This is a genomic window from Brucella grignonensis, assembly GCF_002252505.1.
GTDB lineage: Bacteria > Pseudomonadota > Alphaproteobacteria > Rhizobiales > Rhizobiaceae > Brucella > Brucella grignonensis.
The window spans coordinates 34,556-55,054 of record NZ_NNRL01000159.1 but is presented as its reverse complement, the minus strand read 5'-3'; the positions used below and the strand labels follow the sequence as shown (position 1 = coordinate 55,054).

Sequence of the window (20,499 nt, the reverse complement as noted above, 5' to 3'; positions counted from 1 at the left end):
TACTAACCTAATATGGACAAGGTAGGTAACAGCATTGGTCAGGGCATTGCACAGCTTGGCGGTGCCATTGGCAATGCTGCTGAACAGCAGAACGCCTTGGCAAATCGCCGTTTGGAAATGCAGCGGCAGGCCGATGAGTTCGCAGCCAATCAGTCGTTCCAGCGCTGGCAGGATGATAACGCTCTCGAATTTGGACAGTCACAGCAAAAGATCGATCCGTCTGGCAAAGGCTTCACAGATACTGTTTCGGGCATCTACACGAAGCGTTCCGAGGAATTTCTAAAGACTGTCCCGGCTTCTTTGCAGCCACGCTTTCAGGAGTTGGTGGCTACTGCTCGCAATCAGTGGATCGACAAGGGTGCGGCTACAGAAGTCGATCAGCGTAATACCTGGTATCGCACCGGCATCACAGAACGTCAGCAGACCTTGCAAAATCAGGTCTTCAACGATCCAGCGATGTTTGATGCAGCCAAGCAGGATGCATACCGTACGATTGATGCATCTGGTCTGTCCCCAGCAGAAAAGGAAACGCTTCGCAAAAAGACGGATGAAATGTTTGCACTCACTATCGGTGAGCGTGAAATCCGTGATGCTGAGGCTAATCCGGTATCGGCCGGCAGCGCAGCGGAACGCCTTGGCGTAACTGGTGCGGTGAAAACTTCGCGTGGTGGTGACGCAATGTCGCTGCTCCGCAAGTTCGAAGGATTCCGAGATACGCCTTACTGGGACGTAAATGCTCACCACGTCGGATACGGATCAGATACTATCACCACGGCAGATGGTCGAAAGGTGAAGGTCGAGCAAGGCACGAAGGTAAGCCGCGCAGATGCTGAGCGCGACTTGGCCCGACGAACAAAAGAATTTGAACAAGGAGCCGCTGCCAAGGTTGGCGTACAATCTTGGAATAATCTCGCACCGAATGTGCAGGCTGCACTAGTATCGGTGGCCTATAACTACGGATCATTGCCGGATAATGTGGCACAGGCTGCTCGTTCTGGTGACGTCCACGCTATCGCAACTGCTGTTGATGCCCGGTCAGGCGACAATGGAGGCGTGAACCGCAAGCGCCGTATGGAAGAAGCGAACATTATTCGTGGCGCTGCACAGATCAGTGGCAACGCTCCAGCATTTGATCCGCGTTCAATGGACCCGCGCTATGCAAATCTTTCGCTTTCGCAGCGCCTCTCTCTTTATGATCAGACACAAGCAGCAGCGCAACGTGGACAGACCGCAATCGAAGCTCAGCAGACCGCAGCCTATAATTCCCAGAAAGGAGCTTTGCAGCTTGGTATCCAGACTGGTGAGGTTTCAAGTTCTGAGCAAATCCTATCGAGTGGCATGAATGATAGTGACAAGGCCACGCTAATCTCTGCGCTGCGCTCGCGTCAGGGTGATCAGATTGCCATTGGCGAGGCAGTTGCGGCATTTCAGAATGGCTCGTTAACAGTCGATCCCTATTCGAGCGATGGCCGTAAGCGTGTAGATGCTGTTGGTGACGTGATAGCAAGATCGGTTCCGGCAGACCAGCAACAGTCCGCGAATGAAGAACTGGTGCGCCAAACCGGAACGCTACCGCAGTCCGTACTCAACAATATCAGGGCTGGCGCCGATAGTCAGGTGGCATCAAAGGTGCAAGCGGCAATGCAGGCAGCTTCACGCTTTGCTCAAATCAATCCGGCTGCACTTGGTCGGCGCGAAGGTGGCGATGCTATTCAGCGCAAGGTTGACGACTTCGATTATTATGTGAATACGCTCAATCTCGATCCATCGGACGCAGCGCGCCGCATTGCTGAGCAAAATGACCCGAATAAGGTTCGTGACCGAAAAGCGCTTGAGCCAGCAGCGAAAGAATTCCGCAAGCAGCTCGAAGGCGCTGACATCGGAGCAATGTTTGATGACAGCTTCATGGGCTGGAGATCAAATCCGAATGTCGGCTTCACCGAAGGGCAGGCGGCAGGAATCGCAGCGGATTACCTCGCAATCGCGGAAGAACAATTCTATCTCACAAGCGGCAACACCGATCTGGCCAAGTCTCGCGCAGAACAGGAAATGAAGCGCCTTTACGGCACATCAGATATTGGCGGCTCGAAAACCATCATGAAATACCCGCCTGAGAAATATTGGCCGGGGATGCCTGGTGAAAGTGATCCATACGCTTACGCGAAAGACCAACTTATCACCGATCTTGCGGAGGCCTTTCCTGACGATCCGCTACTGAATCCTAAGAAGTCAGGTTCAGGTTTCGTAGGCACTGTTGACGGACGCACTGTCGATATCCGCGATGAAAGCGGCTTGTCAGACTATCGCAACATGATCCGTGACACAGCTTTGAGCCGTATTGTGTTGGTTGCCACTCCTGAAACTGGCGCAGAGGCGAAATCCAATCAGCTCCCCGGTTACACCGTGCTCTATAAGGACGAGAACGGCAACTTGCAGACGCTTTACGGCAAGCAGTGGCGACCAGACCCGCAGGCCGTAGTAAGTGGTGCACGCCGTCAGCAACAGGATCGCTTAGGCCGCGCGGAAGTGTATCAGCAGACAGGGCAGGGCTTGGCAGACTTCCTCGCAGGCGGCGAAATCCCTATGGGTGCTGGCAGTGCGTGGGATAACCCGGAAGCACAGCAGGCTGCACCAGTCCCCGCACAGGCACCGTCAGCACCTGTCCCGTCGACGCCAAGCCCAACTGTTCAGGGTAACTTGCAGAACCAACGCTCACAGTTGTTCCAGAATGCACAGCAAAGCGGATTGCTCACGCCGGGGGGAATGTAATGCCGTTCTATGAACCCACTGTTCGTGTGAAAGAACTGACGAACATCGCACCCGTCGGGCAGCCGGATGATCCGAGTCTTGGCGAGACATGGAGCGCAGCATTTCGCACGGAAAACATAGTCGGTTCATATCTGTCTTCGCGTGGCGTTCAGGATCCTTATGAAGTCGAACAAGGCTTCAACTCCATCGACTATGTGAAAGACGACCCAGACTTTGCGCAGCACGTCGAGCGTTTCGGTGGCGTCTTTAATCGAAAGGCAGCGGACGCGCTCAAGGTTCAAATCAAGCGCGAAGAAGAAGACAGGCGGACACTGGATGCAGCGGGAATCAACGGCACCATTGCATCGCTTGCCGCTGGCGTGTTCGATCTTCCTACGGTTTTCTCTGTTGGTGGTGGCGTTGTCGGCGCAGGGCGCACAGCGCTTGGCACAGCTGTTCGTGTAAGTGCGGGCGCGGGCGTCGATGCGGCAGTGTCCGAAACAGGTTTGCAGCTTACACAACAGACCAGAACAGGCGAGGAAACCGCGTTTAACATCGGTGGGTCAATTCTACTCGGTGGCGCGCTTGGCACGCTGGCAGGCCGTTATCTGTCGATCGTTGAGGCTTCGGCACTCACACGCAAGATTGAGGAGCAGGGCAGGGGTTTTGATGAGGCTGACGCGGCAGTGTTTGGCACGGGTGGCGGCGCTCAGTCCGCAGGTGCAGCAGCAGTTGCTAAAGGCCCGACGCATCTCAAGGATGAAGAGCTTATCAATAAGATTTGGGGCGTTCGTTCTCAGGATCCGCTTATTCGTTCGCAGTTGTCCGATTTTGATGAAACGCGCAACACGGTTCGCCAATTGGCAGAAACGCCATTGGAATACGCCGAAAATGCGCAAGGTGTAGCTACTGAAATTGGCGGATCAGTCGAAACCCGCATGAAGATGTGGCAAGCTCCACTCGCTGACACATTGCAGCAGATCGACATAGCTTATGCGAAATACTTCCACAGCACGCCAGACCCGACCGGCTGGCAGCGTCGTATTGCTCCGATGCGTTCTGAAATGCAGCGCATCACTGGCGGCGACAAACTGACGTTCAAGCAGTTCAAGGAAGAGGTCGGGCGCGCGGCATACAGTGGCGACACACACGCAATTCCTGAAGTAGCCGAAGCGGCTCAGATACAAAGAAAACTCGATGACGCTTTCAAAAATGCCGCCATTGAAGCGCGAATTCTATCCGAAGATGTGACAGCAGCTGGCGACATTTCGCACCTTTTCCGCATGTACAACAAGGATAAGATCGCCGCTTATCGTTCTGACTTTGGCCGCATCCTGCATGATTATTTTATTACGAAGCGCGATGCGTCCGCAAGGATCGGTGATGCTGAGAGTGTTGCCAGAAAAGCTGATGCTAAAGCAGACGCAGTGGCAAAGAAGGCGGAAGAATTTTCGCGCCTATCTGATCAGGAAGTCAGCGAACTGGTTGAGGAAACGATTAATACGATTCTTGGCAACGTAGACGGTCGCATTCCTTACGACAGCATTGTATCCGGTCCACGCGGCCCGCTGAAAGAGCGCCTTTTGCGTATCGAAAGTAAGAAGATACAGGAGTTTCTCAATACAGACATTGAGGAAGTGCTTCACGCACAAACGCGCACCATGTCTGCTGATGTTGAGCTTGCCAAGAAATTCGGCTCTGTCGATATGTCAGAGCAAATTGCCAAGATCAACGATGAGGCGCCCCGGAAGATAGCCGCGGTTGATCGGATGCTTGATAAAGACGGTAAGGCAGCATCCACCGAAGCCAAGGCAAAAGAACGTGCGCGCCTTGATCGCGCTCGCAAGGGAGCGGTGCGTGATATTGAGGCTATGCGTGACCGGCTTCGGGGCCAGTTTGCATTGCCATCGAATCCTGATGGCATTGTACTTCGTGCGGGTCGCGTGGCGCGCAATCTCAATTACTTGCGCTTGCTCGGCGGCATGACGCTTTCTGCTTTCCCTGATATGGCTGGTATTGTTCTGAAGCATGGCCTTACCTCGACATTCCGCGACGGGTTCGCGCCTCTCATTTCAAACATGAAGGCAGTGAAGCTGGCAGGTGCGGAAGTGAAAGCCGCAGGAACTGCGCTTGATATGATACTCGACAGTCGCGCTATGTCGTTGGCTGAGATCGGTGATGACTTCGGACGAGGTAGTAAATTCGAGCGTGCCATTAAATCAGCGGGCACTCGCTTTGGCGTTGTCTCTTTGATGGCTCCTTGGAACGCTTCAATGAAGCAATTCAGCGGCATGATCGTAATGACCAATCTTTTGCGCGCTGCTGAAAAGGTGGCGAAGGGCGGGGCAAGCCCGAAAGAAATCCGGAAGCTTGCAGCCGCAGGCATCAATGCAGATTTGGCGCAGCGCATCACCCAACAGTTCGCGAAGCATGGCGAGACACAAACCGGCGTACTGCTGGCAAAAGCTGGTGCGTGGGATGACAGGCTTGCACGAGAGGCATTTCGTTCTGCCGTTGTTCGTGACGTTGATCGTATTATCGTGACGCCTGGACAAGATAAACCGCTCTGGATGAGCACAGAACTTGGGAAGACGGTCGGACAGTTCAAGAGCTTTAACGTGTCAGCCATGCAGCGAATTGCGCTTTCTGCCCTACAGCAACGGGACGCAGAAACATTAGCTGGTGCTGTGACTGCTTTATCGCTTGGAGCAATGACCTATGCAGCGAAACAGGCCGTTGCTGGCAAAGAAATATCCGACGATCCAGCAGTATGGGCGACGAACGCCTTTGACTGGTCTGGCCTCGCTGGCTGGTTCATGGAAGTTAATAATGTGGCCGAAAAGGCAACGCGGGGCAGAATAGGACTTTCAGCGCTGACGGGCGAGCAAATGAGCCGTTACCAGTCGCGAAACGTTGTCGGTGCGTTCCTTGGCCCGACGCCAGACGCCGTATCTGACATATTCCAATTCACAGGATCGATGTTCGCGGGCGATACGACCAAATCAGACTTGAGGAAAATGCGTCAATTGCTGCCTTTCCAAAACCTTTTCTATGTTCGTGGTCTTCTTAATCAGGTAGAATCTGCAACCGGCGATGCGTTGAACTTACCAGAGACAAGGAAGAATTGATTGTTTCTCTTAACACTGCTCGCCATATTTGCATTCTTTCCAATGGTTATTGCTGCTCTGATGACCATTTCGGCACTACGCAGGAAAGAACATGACTTCGCGATGAAGTCAGGTGCGGTCTTTCTCGTCTGCCTGCTGATCGTTGTAATCGCACCCAAGGGCAAGCCACACATGTCTGACGGTTGCCGTTTTTACGGGCGCTTCGCATCTGACTGTTAAAAACGACAACTCTGAGCATCGTCAAGCGTCGAAGCGTTAAGAATGCACCTACGATATCTATTAGCTTCATCCACCAAATTATTGTGTTTGGAAACTAAACTGTCGTATTCCGATATCGCGCTGTCGAGCTTGTCTTTACAAACGAACCCACCCGGAAAGCATGTGTAAGAATCGAAGCACTGCGCGTCTTTTTTGACGCACTTTGCCGCGTAACCGTCGCAGACATTGTCGCTGTAATCGAGGCAAGATGGTTGCTTGCCATAGGGGCAAGAGAACGACTGCGAATGCGCAATACTGGACGACAGTAGAGTAAACACAGCAATCATAACAAAAACTATCGGCCTCATAACCATCCCCCGGCTCCAGTGTTGAGCCTGAGTTACATCAAAAAATCAGAATTCAAACAAGGCCCTGCAATCGCGGGGCCTTTTTCTTTGGAGCCTCGCATGACCGTTCCTGTTCCTGACCAGCTGGAATACATCTCTGACGCCAACGGCGTAACCAAAGACTTCCCATATCCTAAGCGCTTCTTGCAAAAGGATGAAGTTGTTGTCGCGCTGCGCAATGCTGATGGCATCGACACACCGCAAATCCTTGGTACGCATTATACGATTGCTGGAAGCTCTTGGCCGACAGGTGGAACAGTTTCATTCATCAATGCTCCACAGGCTCCGAATAAAGTCGTGCGTTATCGCATGACGGAAGCCAAACAGACTGTTGGCCTTGCGAATAATCAGCGTAATGACGCGCCAAGCGTGGAGCTTCAGCTTGATCGCTTGACTATGGCTTTGCAGGATCGCGGTGCACGCGGGGAGATTACATGGCTTGCGCTGCTTGCAGAGATTGTAGCCCGCAAGGCGGGGGATAAGCAACTCAGCGACAGAATCAACGCGGAAGAAGCGGCAAGAATTGCCGCCGATCTTCTTGAGAGAGCGCAGAGAATCTCTGTCGATAGCGCTATAAACCAACGCGTTGACAAGGAAATTCTAGATCGAATTAATGGTGACAATGCTCTTTCATCATTGATTGGGGCTTGGGGTCCGTTAGACCGCAATTTCTATGACACCAAGCTAGCTGCCTCTCTCACCTTTATCGCGCCAAGCGTGTCGCATCTCTTTACGGGAGGTTCATTCGCTGCTGGTGATGGCCCTATTGGTGTGTGGGCGCGGGACAACACTTTGACACCGGGTGGTTTCACGTCGAGAGACGGCACTTACTGGTCGAACATAAGCCCTGTAATGGATTTCCTTCAGTTCGGAGCGGATTCTACAGGCGTTGAAGTAGCAGATCAGGCCATAAGTGATTGTTTCGCCAGAGCCGCAGAGGTTGGCGCCAAAGTCCAACAGAACAGCGGGGTATTTCTTTGGCGGCATCAGAACGTTCAGGTTTTGGTGGACGCAGACCTAACCGGGTCAACTATTAAGCTTGATGAAGAAAGCGGAGCGTTCCCGTCCACTTGGGAAAACGAGTACCTATTCACGATAGCGCCTAACTCAACCAGGATAGATTTTGACGCAGGCGTCCTTGCCAGTTTGAACGAGCCACAGTTTAAAGGTTTGATGAAAACGGGGTGCACATATTTACCACATCCACTATTCCTTGCTAACAGAGATTCTTTCGTCTCAATCAGGACATCAGATATCGATATTGTTCGGTGGCCCAACCAGCCTATAGAGCTGAGAGATCAGCTTGTAGTTGGGTTTTCTGGAATGTTGACATGGGGTTTTGATCGAAATCTAACTGAGGCCACGATCAACGGCGGGTTCCTATATCCACGCGAAAGAACCAAGCGCACCTTCAAAAGCCCAACCTTTGTAATTGACGCATGCGGTTCGGTTTGCTTGATCGATGTCCAGAGACACCAGACAGACGTATGGAATTTTGACTTTGTTGAAGAAAGCAGACCATCCGGTGACATGATACGTCAGCTGACGATGACAAGAAATTGCTACGGGGTGAATTGGTTTGGCGGTAAATCTGAATGCCCTGATCAGGCGACCGCTGCTTATACTATCGCCGGAGGCAATGCTATCGATGTTAATTTCTTTGACTGGTATGCTGTTGATGGGTGGGGTGCGTGCGGCCTAAATTTTATTAAGGGATGGTATTGGCATCGTAGTGAACTGAGCCGCATAGATGCTCATTGGGGGATGCGGGGGCATAACGGCGCTTATAATTGCACGATAAAGAACGGTCGTATTCATATTGCGGGCGGAGGTCTATTTATAGCGCAAGACTGCACATTCCAAATCGGGTACGGTGCCACGCCGAATACCCAGCCTTATTACGAATGCATATCTACGCGAGTAGATTATGGATATGAATGGGTGGGAGAAATTCGCTCTGAAAGAAGCAAAATTCTATTAGGGTCTGAGGTGCCAGACGGGGCAATAATTGCAGTGGTTCGCGCTGGAGGCAATATTAGCCACGACATGGGCAGGTCCTGTATTCTCCCTAACGTTGTTGTCAAGGACACAGTAGTCCAAGGGAACCGCAATATTGCTCTCACAGGGAATGGGATATCAGTCGGCGGCGTCACGTTATGGGATGCACGAGCTGATAGCTCTTTTGGATGGGGATGTAATTACCCGGATCGTATTGAAGTTGATGGAATTTCATTCCAAAACTTCGACGCTTCTGCGAAGGTTCGAGGATTTGGGTTGAGGGCTAATTACTATGGACACATTAGCGTAAAGTCGCGTAAGCCAGCACAGGTCGATGGAAGCGTAGCTATACAAGGTGGCACGAATGCCAACGTGATACTGAATAACCTAGACAGTTGGTGCTCAGATAGAATTAGTACGATTTCCTCAAATCGTTCTTACACTTTGGATTTGCGCATGTCGCAATCGACTTGGGACGCGGGTTACAGTAGTCGCTCGTCCGATAGGTGGTATCCACGAGTGGAAATACAGAACTCGCGCAAGGTGGAAATCATCGATGCTTTTCTTGGAGAAGTCTTCATTAGCAATAGCGAAATTATGAAGATTGACGATACATGGGGAGGGTCGCCAAATCCAAGAGTTGTCATCCAAGGCGGTGTCATTAAGCCTTGGTATGTTACAGCGGCTGACGGACTACCAGTAATGAAAAGCGACCTCATCCTGCTAGGGGTCGGTGTTTATGCCCCTGTCAAGGCTGACAATACCTTAGGAACATTTAGTCTCAACTCAGCAAAGGGCATGGGAAATTTTATGTTGTCCGGGGCAAAAACTACTAACGTTACTGGATGGGATCCAGCATACGGTAGTTTTTGGGCGATATAGATTGTTGCGCAGACGGTCGGTTGAGAAAAAATCTTGCGAACCCGTCTGCAAGTTTCTGTGAAGGGAGGTCAACAGTTCTTGTTAATATCTCTGAAAGAGCAAATGTCACAATCAAGGTCAACGACAAACCTACTACACAAGCCGATTGAACGCCTATCAACGGAGAGAGTTTCACAATGGCAAGGCAACCAAGGCTACTGAACACAGTGAAGTGAATTAGATAAAGTGAGAAAGATATTCTCCCTAACCATGAACACACAGGTAATGATAATGCTTGCTTAGCAATCTCGCTGCCGCGTATTGAGAGGACAAGGATTATTGCCCCCACGGCATGAATCACAACGTCCGGCTTTATACCGATAAAATTCTTCCAATAAAACGAATTAGAGATTGAGCTAATTGGCGCATCCCAAGCCCTAAATGAACCTAAATATAGAGCCGCGAATATAAGTGGCCAGAATAAATATAAGTTCTTCCTTTTAAGGATATAACTTCCAGCAATAAATAGGGAAACATAAAGCCCGGTTTCTCCATAATACGATATTAGAAAAACTGAAAATAATAATGAAATAATACCGTAAAAGTTGGATTTATAGAACAAAGAACACAACCCAAATAAAATCATAGACCCCAAGAATTCTATTCTCATAGTCCACAAAACGCCATTCTGTGGGCTTTGCCCATGGAAAATAACGGTTAGACCTTGTTTAATTGTCTCAAAAAAGCTGATTTGTGGTGGCTGACTGGATGCAAGCCAGTTATGCCCCCCAATCAATTGAGCTACATCGGAATTGTAAAAGCCTATCGACGTTTGAATCAAATACAAAAGGATTGCCGAAGCTAAGATTGCGGGTGTCAGCCTTAAATACCGCTTCAATGCTCCTGACGATAAAGCGTCACCGCCACGTTTGTCATATTTCAGTATTAGCACATATCCGCTTAGTACAAAAAAGATGCAAACCGCGAAGTTGCCCCCTGATAAAAACCAGTATGCTTTTAATGTATTCGTTATCGTGTACTGTCCACCGCTTGAAATTGCAGCAGAAAACACAGACTCGAAGTGAGAAAATACAACGGCGAGAGCCGCTAAGCCGCGAAGTCCATCAAGGTAGTCTAAACGTTCCGACATAGCTAACAATTACCAGTTATTAGATATTGCATTTATCCCGATAGAATAAGCTCAATCACTCTATTGGAGATTTTAAATAAACGTACATGACAACCGCTACGATTAATGCAGCAATTATTGTTAGAGAGATATTCAAAACAAAAAACATGTTGCCATCCGATTTAGCTAGGTTCGATTCCACAATTCCATAATTATTGCAAGGAAAACCTAGTAATCAGCATGGCGCTTATAGCGCTGCTCCACACCTCACCGCCCTTGAGGCGGCTTTTTCGTGCCGAAAGGCGTTATCCCCGTCACGCTGGCTTGATGTAAAATGTCTAAGGTTGTGGATTATGTGGAATAGCGACAAAATACCTGTTGCCAGTAATGTTTTCCACAGGGTGATGACTTGACAAACTGAATCACCTATATGTGTAGGAACGCAGTCAGTACGAACAACTAGCGAACGGAGGGTAGTATGTACGACGCACGTCAAATTGCCAACTGGTTCGTCCAGCGCGCTGGGAAAGATGGAAAACAACTTTCCATAATGCAGTTGCTGAAGTTGGTTTATATTTCTCACGGCTGGTATCTGGAGATGTCAGGCGCTCCTTTGATCCGTAACAAGATCGAAGCTTGGAAGCGTGGCCCCGTAATTCCTGATGTTTACCGATCCTTCCGCGGGCAAGGTGTTGATATAACAACTCCAGTTCCGGGGTTCGACGCGGTTAACAACTCCTACGCGGAGAATATTCTCGAGCAGATTTATCAAGGCTACGGCAAAATTCACGCTTTCAGGCTTTCTGATATGACTCATGAACCCGGCGGGCCGTGGGATATAGCTTCTAAGAAGTTCGGTTTTTTTGCCCCTATCACAAATGACTTGATCTTGGCGCATTATCGCCAAAAAAGGCTAGCTAGATCCGGATAATGGCAGACGATTTCATTCCGAATGACCCGACAAGCGGCAGCCCTACAGATGGGCGCTTGGATAATCTGGAAGCGCGGTTGGCCTTTATCGAGGCCGACCGTGCCGCTAAGGCACTCTCTGCCGAAGATGAATATAATAATCTGTTAAAGCACGAAGTTTTACAGCGTATCCTTATGCGGTACGCTGTTATGCTTATAGCCGTGATTGTAATTGCTATTATGGTCACTTTTGCAACATATGTATTGTGTCATTACGTATTCTTCCCAATTGTATATGTAGCACCTACCGTTACGATTGCTCTGTATGTAGCTCCTGTCGTTTCTATATCCACGGTCACAATTATGCTGCTTATTGGGGCGTTTAGACGCTTTAAAGATGACGATATTGAACAAGTGAATTCGCAAGCAGTTATTGAGTCCGCAAAGGCTATAGCTGGAAGCTAAGGCTTCAAACGATAAAACTTAGTAGGGCCCTGCAATCGCGGGGCCTTTTCTTTTGCCGAAAGGAAACACAATGGCACGACGCATCAACGCGGCGGGGCTTTCGCTCATCAAGCAGTGGGAAGGCCTCAAGACAACGGCATATAAGAAGGCCTCAAGACAACGGCATATAAGGATGTCGCAGGCATTTTGACTATTGGCTATGGCCATACGTCAGCGGCTGGCGCGCCAAAGGTTACGCCGGGTATGGCAATTGGCGATAAAGAAGCCGAACGCATCCTGCAGAACGATCTGGCGAAATTTGAGGCGCGGGTTGAGCGTCTGGTTAGTGTGCCGGTCAATGACAATCAGTTCGCCACGCTCGTCTCGTTCGATTTTAACACCGGCGCGCTTCACAAGTCGACGCTGCTCAAGAAGCTGAACAAGGGCGACTACGATGCAGTGCCTGGTGAACTTGCCAAGTGGGTAAATGCTGGCGGCAGGAAAGTGCAGGGCCTTGTGAACCGGCGCGCAGCCGAAGCGGGGCTGTGGGTGCAGGGTGCTTTTGTATCCTCGAACAATGTCACAGCGACAACTGCGGCGAACAAGACCGATGTGGCAACGATCGGTGGCGCGGGTGCTATCGGTGTCGGCAGCTCAGTTGGGCCGATCCTTCCAGATATTACGCAGGCCATCGTTGATCAGCAGGACAGCCTCACAAGCGGGCAGTGGGCGCGCATTATTGTCGGCGGCATCGTTCTTGCTCTCACACTCTGGGGCATCTACCGGAAGATCAAATCATGATCTGGGCCTTAATCCCGAACTGGCTGAAATACTCGATAGCCGCCCTCGTGGCGGCTTTTTTGTTGCTGGCTGCTGGCAATCTCTACGGAGCGATGAAAGAGCGCCAGCGCGCCGCAATGGCAGCGGCGGAAGCAACCGCAAAGGCAATCCAAAAGAGGGCGGATATAGATGAGGAAGTTGTCAATATGGATGTTCGCAGGCTTTGCCTTGAGCTTGGCGGGATGCGCGAGCAATGCGACCAACTGCGCGGGATGGAAGCAGATAAGCCTTAAGCCCGAAACGGCGGTCTATCTGGCTGGAAACGATCTAAAGGCAGGGCAGGGGATTGCGGGACATAATCAATTCGGGAAATCGCGGGGCTGCTGGAAGTGACACCAATGGACGAAGAAGCACAGACCGTAGAACGCATGATCGAACTGCCTACGCGAACAAAGGATTTCTTGTCCAAGTTGGATGATGACGATATCGACAATCTGGAAGATGCGATCAAGTTCTACGCAACGGTGCGCACCATGGGCCGTGTGTTTAAATGGATGGCAATAACCATTCTTGCGGTCATCGTTGGCATTGCCTCACTCTATGAGAACAGTCTGAAAATATGGGGCTGGTTTCATAAATAGGGTGAGCGGCATCCTGTCCAAAATCATGTGGCTGGTAATCAGCGGCTTGGTAATGGCGTTCGTTGCCTTTGTGATTGGCGGTGGATTGAAGCCGCTTTGAGGGGCAGGCATGTTGCATTCCATGTTGCATGGATTTGCCGGGGTTTTTTGTAACCAATTGTAATTACAGGGAATCTATTTGTGACAAGATGCAACATGAAAGTAGGGCATTAACAGCCTGCGATGCATCTTAATATATTGTTTTTGTTGATAAAGTTTTTGGAGGCCTCACCCGGAATCGAACCGGGGTGCAAGGATTTGCAGTCCTCTGCGTAACCACTCCGCCATGAGGCCATCCGTAAGAGGTCTGTCAAATCAGTCAGCGCTCTCTTGAGCAGTTCCAATATTGATCCAGACACGCTTCGTCAAGCGGTTAGCCGTGATTGATTTATTTTTCTCCCAAGCTTTGTAGCAGCTTATCGAGGGCCGTGTCATTCATCGGGGTCACGGTCGGTGGGCGTTTGCGGGCGTGCGAGATTGCCTTTTGAGAATGTGTAGCCGGTTTCAACTGCGTTACGACCAAACTTGTTGCGCAAGCGATCGATCGCGCCTTCTGCGACCGCACGCTTTGTAGCCTGTGTGTCAACGAGATCCGGCGGGTCGGCGCGGTCGTCCGGCGAGAGCTCACCAACACCAATGCCAAGCAGCCGGAACTTGGTTCCATCCAGTTCTTTTTCCAGGAGCTGAAGGCCTGTACGGAAAATACGGTCAGCAAGCTGTGTAGGATCAGCCAGTTGGCGATTGCGCGTCCGTAATTTGAAGTCTTGTGTTTTAAGCTTGAGCACGACCGTCCGTCCGGCAATGTCGCCAGCCTTCAGGCGCTGTGAAACCTTCTCAGACAATGCGCGCAGCACTGGCACCAGATCACTCGCTTGCGAGAGATCTTTGTTGAAAGTTGTTTCGGCCGAAACACTTTTCATATCGTGTTCGGGTTCAACCTTGCGGCTGTCTTGTCCGCGTGAAAGCCTGAACAGCCGCTGACCCATTGTGCCATAGGCTTTCATGAGCGAGCCTTCATCCATAGTCTGAAGTTGCCCGATTGTGCGAATGCCGTCGCTTTCAAGCTTGGCGTTGAAGGATTTTCCGACCCCCCAGATCATGGCGACTGGCTTGTTACGCAGAAAATCGAGCGCTTCGGCTTCGCCGATGACCGAGAAGCCGCGCGGCTTCTCAAGATCAGACGCGACCTTGGCCAGATATTTACAATAGGACAGACCAACCGAAATGGTAATGCCAATTTCTTCTTCAACACGTTTGGCAAAACGCGCCAGCACAATCGCCGCCGGTGCACGATGCAGCCGCTCAGTTCCCCCCAGATCGAGAAATGCCTCATCGATGGAAATAGGTTCGACGAGTGGGGTAAGGTCGAGCATCAGCTCTCGGACTTCACGCCCGACGCGAACGTATTTCTCCATATTTGGTTTAACCACAACTGCTTCGGGACAGGCCTCCAGTGCTTTAAACATTGGCATGGCAGACCGCACACCATGAATGCGCGCAATATAACAAGCGGTCGAAACCACGCCACGCGTGCCGCCGCCAATGATAAGCGGCTTGTCGCGAAGCTCCGGATTATCCCGCTTTTCAACCGAGGCATAAAAAGCATCGCAATCCACATGGGCGAGCGACAGTTTGTAAAGCTCTGCATGGCGAACCAGGCGTGGACTGCCACAGGCGCGGCACCGTCGCACGGACTCGAGCTTTTGCAGCGATATGCAATCGCGGCAGAAACCTTGCTCCGGACTATTTTCTGCGAATCGATCGACCATGGCTGCGTGCTATTTCATGAACATAAAAGGAACATCGTTTTATAGCACCAAAGTTCGGCAATGCCATCGCCACTCTCATGTCCTGTCAGCAGTGCACTTGACATTGGCAAGGATATCACCAAGTTTAGTACTATGAACAACCGTTTTGCTTCCATACTCCATCGGGTTCAACCGATCACGGGATAGCAACCCTCGAGTCCTGCTCAGCGCAGAGGATTCCGGGGGACGGTTTGCCGCTTGCCTTCAAGCGGAATTACTAAAAGCGCTTTCTTCCAAAATTCAATCAGTCGCTCCGGACCGGAATCGTTACGGAGGGCAATTATCATAAGACAGCAGTGAGCTATCGTCATGAGCGTAAAGAATCGCAAGAAGCCCAAGATCGTCGTCAGTGACATCGATCACGAACGCCTGACAATTCTGGCCGGGAACGTCTCCGAAAAGCTGGAGGAAGTGGCCGAGGAATTGTTGCAGGAACTCGACCGCGCCAAGGTGGTGCCGCAAAAGAAACTGCCGGCGGATGTCGTTCATATGGGTTCGACAGTCGAATTTCGCTCCAATGACGGGCACGAGCGCAAGGTAACGCTCGTTTATCCGGGTGAGGCGGATATTGCTCAGGGCAAGATTTCTATTCTGACGCCAATCGGCACGGCACTCATCGGCCTGGCTCCAGGTCAGTCCATGTCGTGGATTGCACGCGACGGCAAAGCGCACGAGCTGAGCGTTTTGAGCGTGTCGGCTGCAGAAGCCGCAAGCGCAGAATAATTTTTGATGACGTCGAAAAAGCGCCTCGCAAGGGCGCTTTTTTATTTTGGGGAGCTGTCGAGACGGTTCAGCATTCGCTGTGCCGTTCTAAAGATGGTGATTTAACCCGCCGGGCAACAGTGAAGCGGCCTTTTCAATGCTCGCTGGATCTCGCCCGGTCTCTTCGCAAAAGCGCAGCAGGGTTGGTTCGTGGCTGAGATAGAATTGCAGGACGCCCGCCAGAAAGCCCGGTTCCTGAGCCGCAGACCGAATTGACGAAACCTCTATCCCGGTGAGTGCGAGAAAACGCGGCATCAGATCCTTGTCCTGAGCCAGCCATACAAGCGCTTCGACTGCAAGGTTCTCTGCATCCGCTTGGCTCATGAGGCTTTTCATCTGCTTCTCCGCTTTCAATCATTGTTTTGACATTTCAGGTCCCGGAAAAGCCGATTCCTGTTCTTCCGGGATATATCTTACAATAGCTGCGCGACAATGTGAGATTTGGCGAATATTTGCCATTCGTCAATGAAATGCGCTTAGACTATATAGGATCCATATTGGTGTGATGGGCAGATAAACCTGTCTTGGGGCAGGAAAGAATAAGGCCAGGGAATATTCGATGACCAAAAGTGTGATGATCGTCGAGGACAACGAACTCAATATGAAGTTGTTTCGCGATCTTATCGAAGCCAGCGGATATGAAACCATCAGGACCCGAAGCGGTCTTGAGGCGCTTGATCTTGCCCGCGAGCATCGCCCTGATCTTATCTTGATGGATATTCAGCTTCCTGAAGTTTCCGGGCTGGAAGTGACGAAATGGCTCAAGGATGATGAAGAATTGCGCCACATACCGGTGATTGCAGTGACGGCCTTTGCCATGAAAGGCGATGAGGAGCGTATTCGTCAGGGAGGCTGTGAAGCCTATATATCCAAACCGATTTCGGTTCCGCGTTTTATCGAGACCATAAAATCTTATCTGGGTGACGCCTGATCATTTTCAGGGCGGGAAAGTTTACGGCGTGAGGATCTGGGGGGCTAGGCAATCATGACGGCAAGAATCCTCGTCGTTGACGATGCGGAATCGCACGTAAAGCTGCTGGAAGCTCTGCTCCTGCGTGAGTATTACGAGGTTGTGACCGCTTGCAACGGCGCAGAAGCCATCGAAATTTGCCTCGGCGGTCAGATTGATGTGGTCATTCTCGATGTCTTGCTGCCAGGGACCGATGGCTTTGAAGTTTGTCGTCGCTTGAAAGATGATCCGCGCACGACCAATATTTCTGTTGTGATCTTGACGATGCTGGATAGCGCGGAAGACAAAATCAGGGGCCTTGAAGCAGGCGCCGATGACTTCATGTCGAAGCCGGTCAAGGATCTTCAATTGCTTTCCCGCGTCAAGAGCCTTGCCCGGCTCAAGATGGTTTCCGACGAATTGTTCCAGCGCACCGGAACAGTTGCCGACACGGAGGTGGAAGCGCTGCTTGTCACCAAGCTCTCCGGTCGTTTTGGGGGCGGAGAGGATGCCGCACGCATTCTCGTTGTTGACGAGAACGAACTGGCTGCAGCTCGCCTTCGCATGATCCTGGGTGAAGATTATTTTGTCGATGTTGCTCATGATGCCAATGGCGCGCTGATCAAGGCGATTGAGAGTGACTACGACAGTATCGTCATTTCAGCCGATTTTACCTATTACGATCCGCTACGGCTCTGTTCGCAGATGCGTACAATCGAGCGCACAAGGCTTGTGCCGATCATCCTGATTGTGAACGAGGATGAAGGCTCGCTGGTCGTCCGTGCCCTTGAGCTTGGCGTAAATGACTATGTGATGCGACCATTGGAGAAGCTTGAGCTTTATGCGCGGCTGCGTACGCAGATCAAGCGCAAGTGCTATAACGATCTTTTGCGTCAAAGCCTGCACCGCTCAATCACCATGGCGGTGACAGACAGCCTCACAGGGCTGCATAACCGTCGATACCTTGATACACACATGCCGGTGCTGCTTTCGCGCGCTACGGGGCGTGAGCGGCCATTATCAGTCGTTATGATCGACTTTGACCATTTCAAGCGTGTGAACGACCAATATGGCCATGACGGCGGCGATGATGTGTTGCGGGAATTCGCAGTGCGGCTGCGTAAGAAGATTCGCGGCATGGACGTAATGTGCCGCTATGGTGGCGAGGAATTCGCAATTGTCCTGCCCGATACCGATATAACGGCGGCCGCTGCGGTGGCCGAACGCATTCGTGAAGCCGTTGCGGAAAAGCCTTTCGTGCTGGCTGGTGGCAAACACACAATAAATATGACGATCAGTATCGGCATCGCATCGCTGCGCCTTATGGGCGGCGACACTGCCGAGGCGCTTTTTTCAAGAACTGATGCCGCACTATATGAAGCCAAGAAAAATGGCCGAAACAGGATTGTTCTGTCTGCTGCTTAGAGCGCATCCCGAAAAGTGCGAAGCGGTTTTCGGGCAAGATGCGCGTCAAAAAATGTTAAAGCGCATCCCGTGTGCAAACGAAAAAAGCCGTCTCGTAAGAGACGGCTTTTTGATTCCTGCCAGTGATGTCTGGCGGCGGAAACGAAAATTACTTGATCTTCGTTTCCTTGAAGTCGACGTGCTTGCGCGCAATCGGGTCGTACTTTGTCTTTGTCATCTTTTCCGTCATCGTGCGGCTGTTCTTCTTCGTTACGTAGAAGAAGCCGGTGTCAGCGGTCGACAAAAGCTTGATCTTGATGGTCGTAGCCTTGGCCATATCGAAATACCTGCTCTTTCATGATTAAACCGCTGCGAGTCTCGCCAATTGGCTAGAAGCGGAAATTCGGCGCGACACTACGGATTGAGGGCGAAAAGTCAACCCCGCTTCTTCTTCTGAATGAGCCTTATCGCAGCAAAGAGTGCAAAAGCCGCAAAAAAGATGCCCAAAGTGAGCGGAAAGCCCTTTGGCCCCATCGCATCCATGCCCACACCGACCGCTTGAGGTCCGGCGAGCATGCCGATTGCATAGCAGAAAATAAAGGCGGCGTTGGCGGAAGCCAATTCACGGCCGGTCAGCTCTGAACCAAGATGCGCGAGGCCGACCGTGTAAAGTCCGGCCACGACACCGCCCCATAAAAACAGGACAGCGGCCATCAGATACCAGCTCTGCATGAGATAGGGCAGGGCGATCATGCCAATGAGACCTGTCACAGCACAGAACAGAAGCAGCTTGCGCCGGTCCGAAATACGGTCGCTGATGATGCCGAGCGGGATCTGCATCAGCACATTGCCAAGACCGATCATTGTCAACAGGAGTGCTGCATCCCCTTCATTAAATCCGACTCGTGCACCAAAGACCGGGAAGAGAGCGAACCCGCCTGTTTCAACTGCACCGAATACGAAGACCGCCATGGTTGCTGTTGGCACGGCAAAGATGAACGGCAGGAACGGGACATGGTCGCCTTCCTCGAAATCCGGGCTGTCGCGCCAGGCGAGCAGCACCGGCACAATGGCGACCAGTATAATTGCGAAGCCCACATAGAATGGTGTGCCGCCTGCACTGCCTATTTTTGAGAACAGCCACGGTCCGAGGGCGAAACCCAGCGAAAGTGATGTCGCATAGATACCGAGCACAAGTCCGCGTTTTTCGGGTGGGGCCGAGGCATTGATCCAGTATTCAGACAAGACGAACAGTACGGTCAGTGCAAAATGCAGTACGATTCGCAGTGCAAACCACGCCCAGAGTGGCTGCAGGAAGTGGAAGCCGAGGAAGGCGACGCTGCCGATGATCAGCATCAGAACAATGGCGCGTGCGACGCCAAGCCTGGCAGCGATAGGTGCTGCGAGTGGTGCGGCGACGATTGACGCAAGTCCTGCGACAGCTGTATTGGCACCGATCAGGCTTGCGGAGTGACCGCGTGCTTCAAGAAGTACGCTCAGGAGGGGTATGCCCAAGCCAATTGCAGCGCCCATGGCGCTGATCGTGGCAATTGCTGCAGCAAGCGAACGCCAATGCATCTGGCCCTCATTCGGCCCGCCTTCCGGTTCCCGGGAGGCAAGATCGGCGGGGTGGATTTCTTTGTTCATAAGGTCAGATCACTTCACGGACAAAGCGGCCATGCCGCTTGCTGTATTGTGCCACAGGCAAGGTGGCAGGCAGGTCGAGCCGGGTTTCTGTGAGCAGCATTCGCGCTTCCTTTAGAATGGCCTGAGTAATACGGGCGACGTCGAGTTTATCAACTTCATCAATAGCCACCCAGTCCAAATCTTCGAGTTCCCCACTTGGAACAAGTTTTGCTGTTTCAAGTTCCGGCAGGCTGTCACGAAAAACGATAAAAAAACGCGCATCAAACCGACGAACGTTGCCAGGTGGCGTTATCGCCCGAGCGAAATAGCGTAGATCACCAAGTGCTGGCAACGCACCATGTTCAAGGAATGCACACCAATCCTTGTTATCAGGCATTATTATGTCGGTAGATGACAGCCGTTTGGCAGAAGAGAGATGATCAGCGGATGACTTGTCAAAGGACGTGCGCGCAATCCGCAGTCCGGTTTCCTCGAAAGTTTCCCGGATAGCGCAAAGTCCAAGCGCACGAGCCCTGCGTAGTGAAGCACGCGTTCCCATGCCAGTCATAAGTTTTTGCGTGTCGTTGGAACTGAGTTCTGTTGCCGCCGCTATTGCGCCATCCACTGCGTCTGCCCGTCCGCCAGGGAAGACGAATTTGCCCGGCATG

18 protein-coding genes and 1 tRNA gene are annotated in these 20,499 nt (G+C 51.5%); 12 read left to right on the top strand and 7 right to left on the bottom strand.

Annotated elements, in window-relative coordinates; translation table 11 throughout:
• Positions 1–12: 12 nt before the first annotated feature.
• From CEV33_RS11025 to CEV33_RS11005, 4 genes are all read left to right on the top strand, one after another.
• Positions 13–2,769: a lysozyme gene (locus CEV33_RS11025; protein WP_094540536.1), complete on the top strand. Its 2,757-nt coding sequence runs from the start codon at positions 13–15 to the stop codon at positions 2,767–2,769.
• Positions 2,769–5,876, top strand: coding sequence for a hypothetical protein (locus tag CEV33_RS24440; RefSeq protein WP_235818397.1), 3,108 nt, complete (start codon positions 2,769–2,771; stop codon positions 5,874–5,876). Before CEV33_RS11025 ends, CEV33_RS24440 begins: the two co-directional genes overlap by 1 nt.
• Entirely contained in the window at positions 5,877–6,095 is a 219-nt protein-coding gene (locus tag CEV33_RS11015) for a hypothetical protein (protein WP_094540535.1), read from the top strand.
• A gap of 446 nt (positions 6,096–6,541) precedes the next feature.
• Positions 6,542–9,361, top strand: coding sequence for a hypothetical protein (locus tag CEV33_RS11005; protein ID WP_094540533.1), 2,820 nt, complete (start codon positions 6,542–6,544; stop codon positions 9,359–9,361).
• Here the strand turns inward: CEV33_RS11005 and CEV33_RS11000 are convergent.
• Positions 9,318–10,490, bottom strand: a complete 1,173-nt coding sequence (locus CEV33_RS11000; RefSeq protein WP_094540532.1) for an acyltransferase family protein — start codon at positions 10,488–10,490, stop codon at positions 9,318–9,320. The two genes, CEV33_RS11005 and CEV33_RS11000, sit on opposite strands and share 44 nt — an antisense overlap.
• A 457-nt stretch (positions 10,491–10,947) precedes the next feature.
• Here CEV33_RS11000 and CEV33_RS10995 point away from each other — a divergent pair, with 457 nt between their 5' ends.
• The 5 genes from CEV33_RS10995 (at position 10,948) to CEV33_RS10975 (ending at position 13,243) form a co-directional block, all read left to right on the top strand.
• On the top strand, positions 10,948–11,400 hold the full coding sequence (locus CEV33_RS10995; protein WP_094540531.1) for a Panacea domain-containing protein: 453 nt from the start codon (positions 10,948–10,950) through the stop codon (positions 11,398–11,400).
• Positions 11,400–11,843, top strand: a complete 444-nt coding sequence (locus CEV33_RS10990) for a hypothetical protein (RefSeq protein ID WP_094540530.1) — start codon at positions 11,400–11,402, stop codon at positions 11,841–11,843. The genes CEV33_RS10995 and CEV33_RS10990 overlap by 1 nt, the downstream gene beginning before the upstream one ends.
• 186 nt (positions 11,844–12,029) lie before the next feature.
• On the top strand, positions 12,030–12,623 hold the full coding sequence (locus tag CEV33_RS10985; RefSeq protein WP_374817140.1) for a lysozyme: 594 nt from the start codon (positions 12,030–12,032) through the stop codon (positions 12,621–12,623).
• Positions 12,620–12,895 (top strand): hypothetical protein, encoded by a 276-nt coding sequence (locus CEV33_RS10980; protein ID WP_094540528.1) that lies wholly within the window; start codon positions 12,620–12,622, stop codon positions 12,893–12,895. Before CEV33_RS10985 ends, CEV33_RS10980 begins: the two co-directional genes overlap by 4 nt.
• An 87-nt stretch (positions 12,896–12,982) precedes the next feature.
• Positions 12,983–13,243, top strand: coding sequence for a hypothetical protein (locus CEV33_RS10975; RefSeq protein WP_094540527.1), 261 nt, complete (start codon positions 12,983–12,985; stop codon positions 13,241–13,243).
• A gap of 259 nt (positions 13,244–13,502) precedes the next feature.
• Here the strand turns inward: CEV33_RS10975 and CEV33_RS10970 are convergent.
• Both CEV33_RS10970 and CEV33_RS10965 read right to left on the bottom strand, forming a co-directional pair.
• Positions 13,503–13,576 (bottom strand) — tRNA-Cys (locus tag CEV33_RS10970).
• 137 nt (positions 13,577–13,713) lie between these two features.
• Complete coding sequence (locus CEV33_RS10965; protein WP_094540526.1) at positions 13,714–15,051, bottom strand: DNA polymerase IV; 1,338 nt, start codon at positions 15,049–15,051, stop codon at positions 13,714–13,716.
• Positions 15,052–15,399: 348 nt separating this feature from the next.
• Here CEV33_RS10965 and rnk point away from each other — a divergent pair, with 348 nt between their 5' ends.
• Complete coding sequence (rnk, locus tag CEV33_RS10960) at positions 15,400–15,813, top strand: nucleoside diphosphate kinase regulator (protein ID WP_094540525.1); 414 nt, start codon at positions 15,400–15,402, stop codon at positions 15,811–15,813.
• 87 nt (positions 15,814–15,900) lie between these two features.
• Here the strand turns inward: rnk and CEV33_RS10955 are convergent, their stop codons facing one another.
• A complete protein-coding gene (locus tag CEV33_RS10955; RefSeq protein ID WP_094540524.1) occupies positions 15,901–16,188 on the bottom strand; it encodes a DUF3572 domain-containing protein in 288 nt (95 codons plus the stop codon).
• A gap of 223 nt (positions 16,189–16,411) precedes the next feature.
• Here CEV33_RS10955 and CEV33_RS10950 point away from each other — a divergent pair, with 223 nt between their 5' ends.
• A complete protein-coding gene (locus tag CEV33_RS10950; protein WP_024900225.1) occupies positions 16,412–16,783 on the top strand; it encodes a response regulator in 372 nt (123 codons plus the stop codon).
• Positions 16,784–16,837: 54 nt separating this feature from the next.
• A complete protein-coding gene (locus CEV33_RS10945; RefSeq protein WP_094540523.1) occupies positions 16,838–18,226 on the top strand; it encodes a PleD family two-component system response regulator in 1,389 nt (462 codons plus the stop codon).
• A gap of 148 nt (positions 18,227–18,374) precedes the next feature.
• Here CEV33_RS10945 and rpmG read toward each other — a convergent pair whose 3' ends face one another.
• The 3 genes from rpmG to CEV33_RS10930 all read right to left on the bottom strand — a co-directional run bounded on the left by rpmG (position 18,375) and on the right by CEV33_RS10930 (position 20,498).
• Entirely contained in the window at positions 18,375–18,542 is a 168-nt protein-coding gene (rpmG, locus tag CEV33_RS10940; protein ID WP_007878621.1) for a 50S ribosomal protein L33, read from the bottom strand.
• A 98-nt stretch (positions 18,543–18,640) separates the two neighbouring features.
• Positions 18,641–19,783 carry an MFS transporter gene (locus CEV33_RS10935; RefSeq protein WP_094540710.1) on the bottom strand — a complete coding sequence of 381 codons (1,143 nt, stop codon included), beginning with the start codon at positions 19,781–19,783 and terminating at the stop codon, positions 18,641–18,643.
• A gap of 73 nt (positions 19,784–19,856) precedes the next feature.
• Positions 19,857–20,498, bottom strand: a complete 642-nt coding sequence (locus CEV33_RS10930) for an NUDIX hydrolase (protein ID WP_235818410.1) — start codon at positions 20,496–20,498, stop codon at positions 19,857–19,859.
• Between the last annotated feature and the right edge of the window lies 1 nt (position 20,499).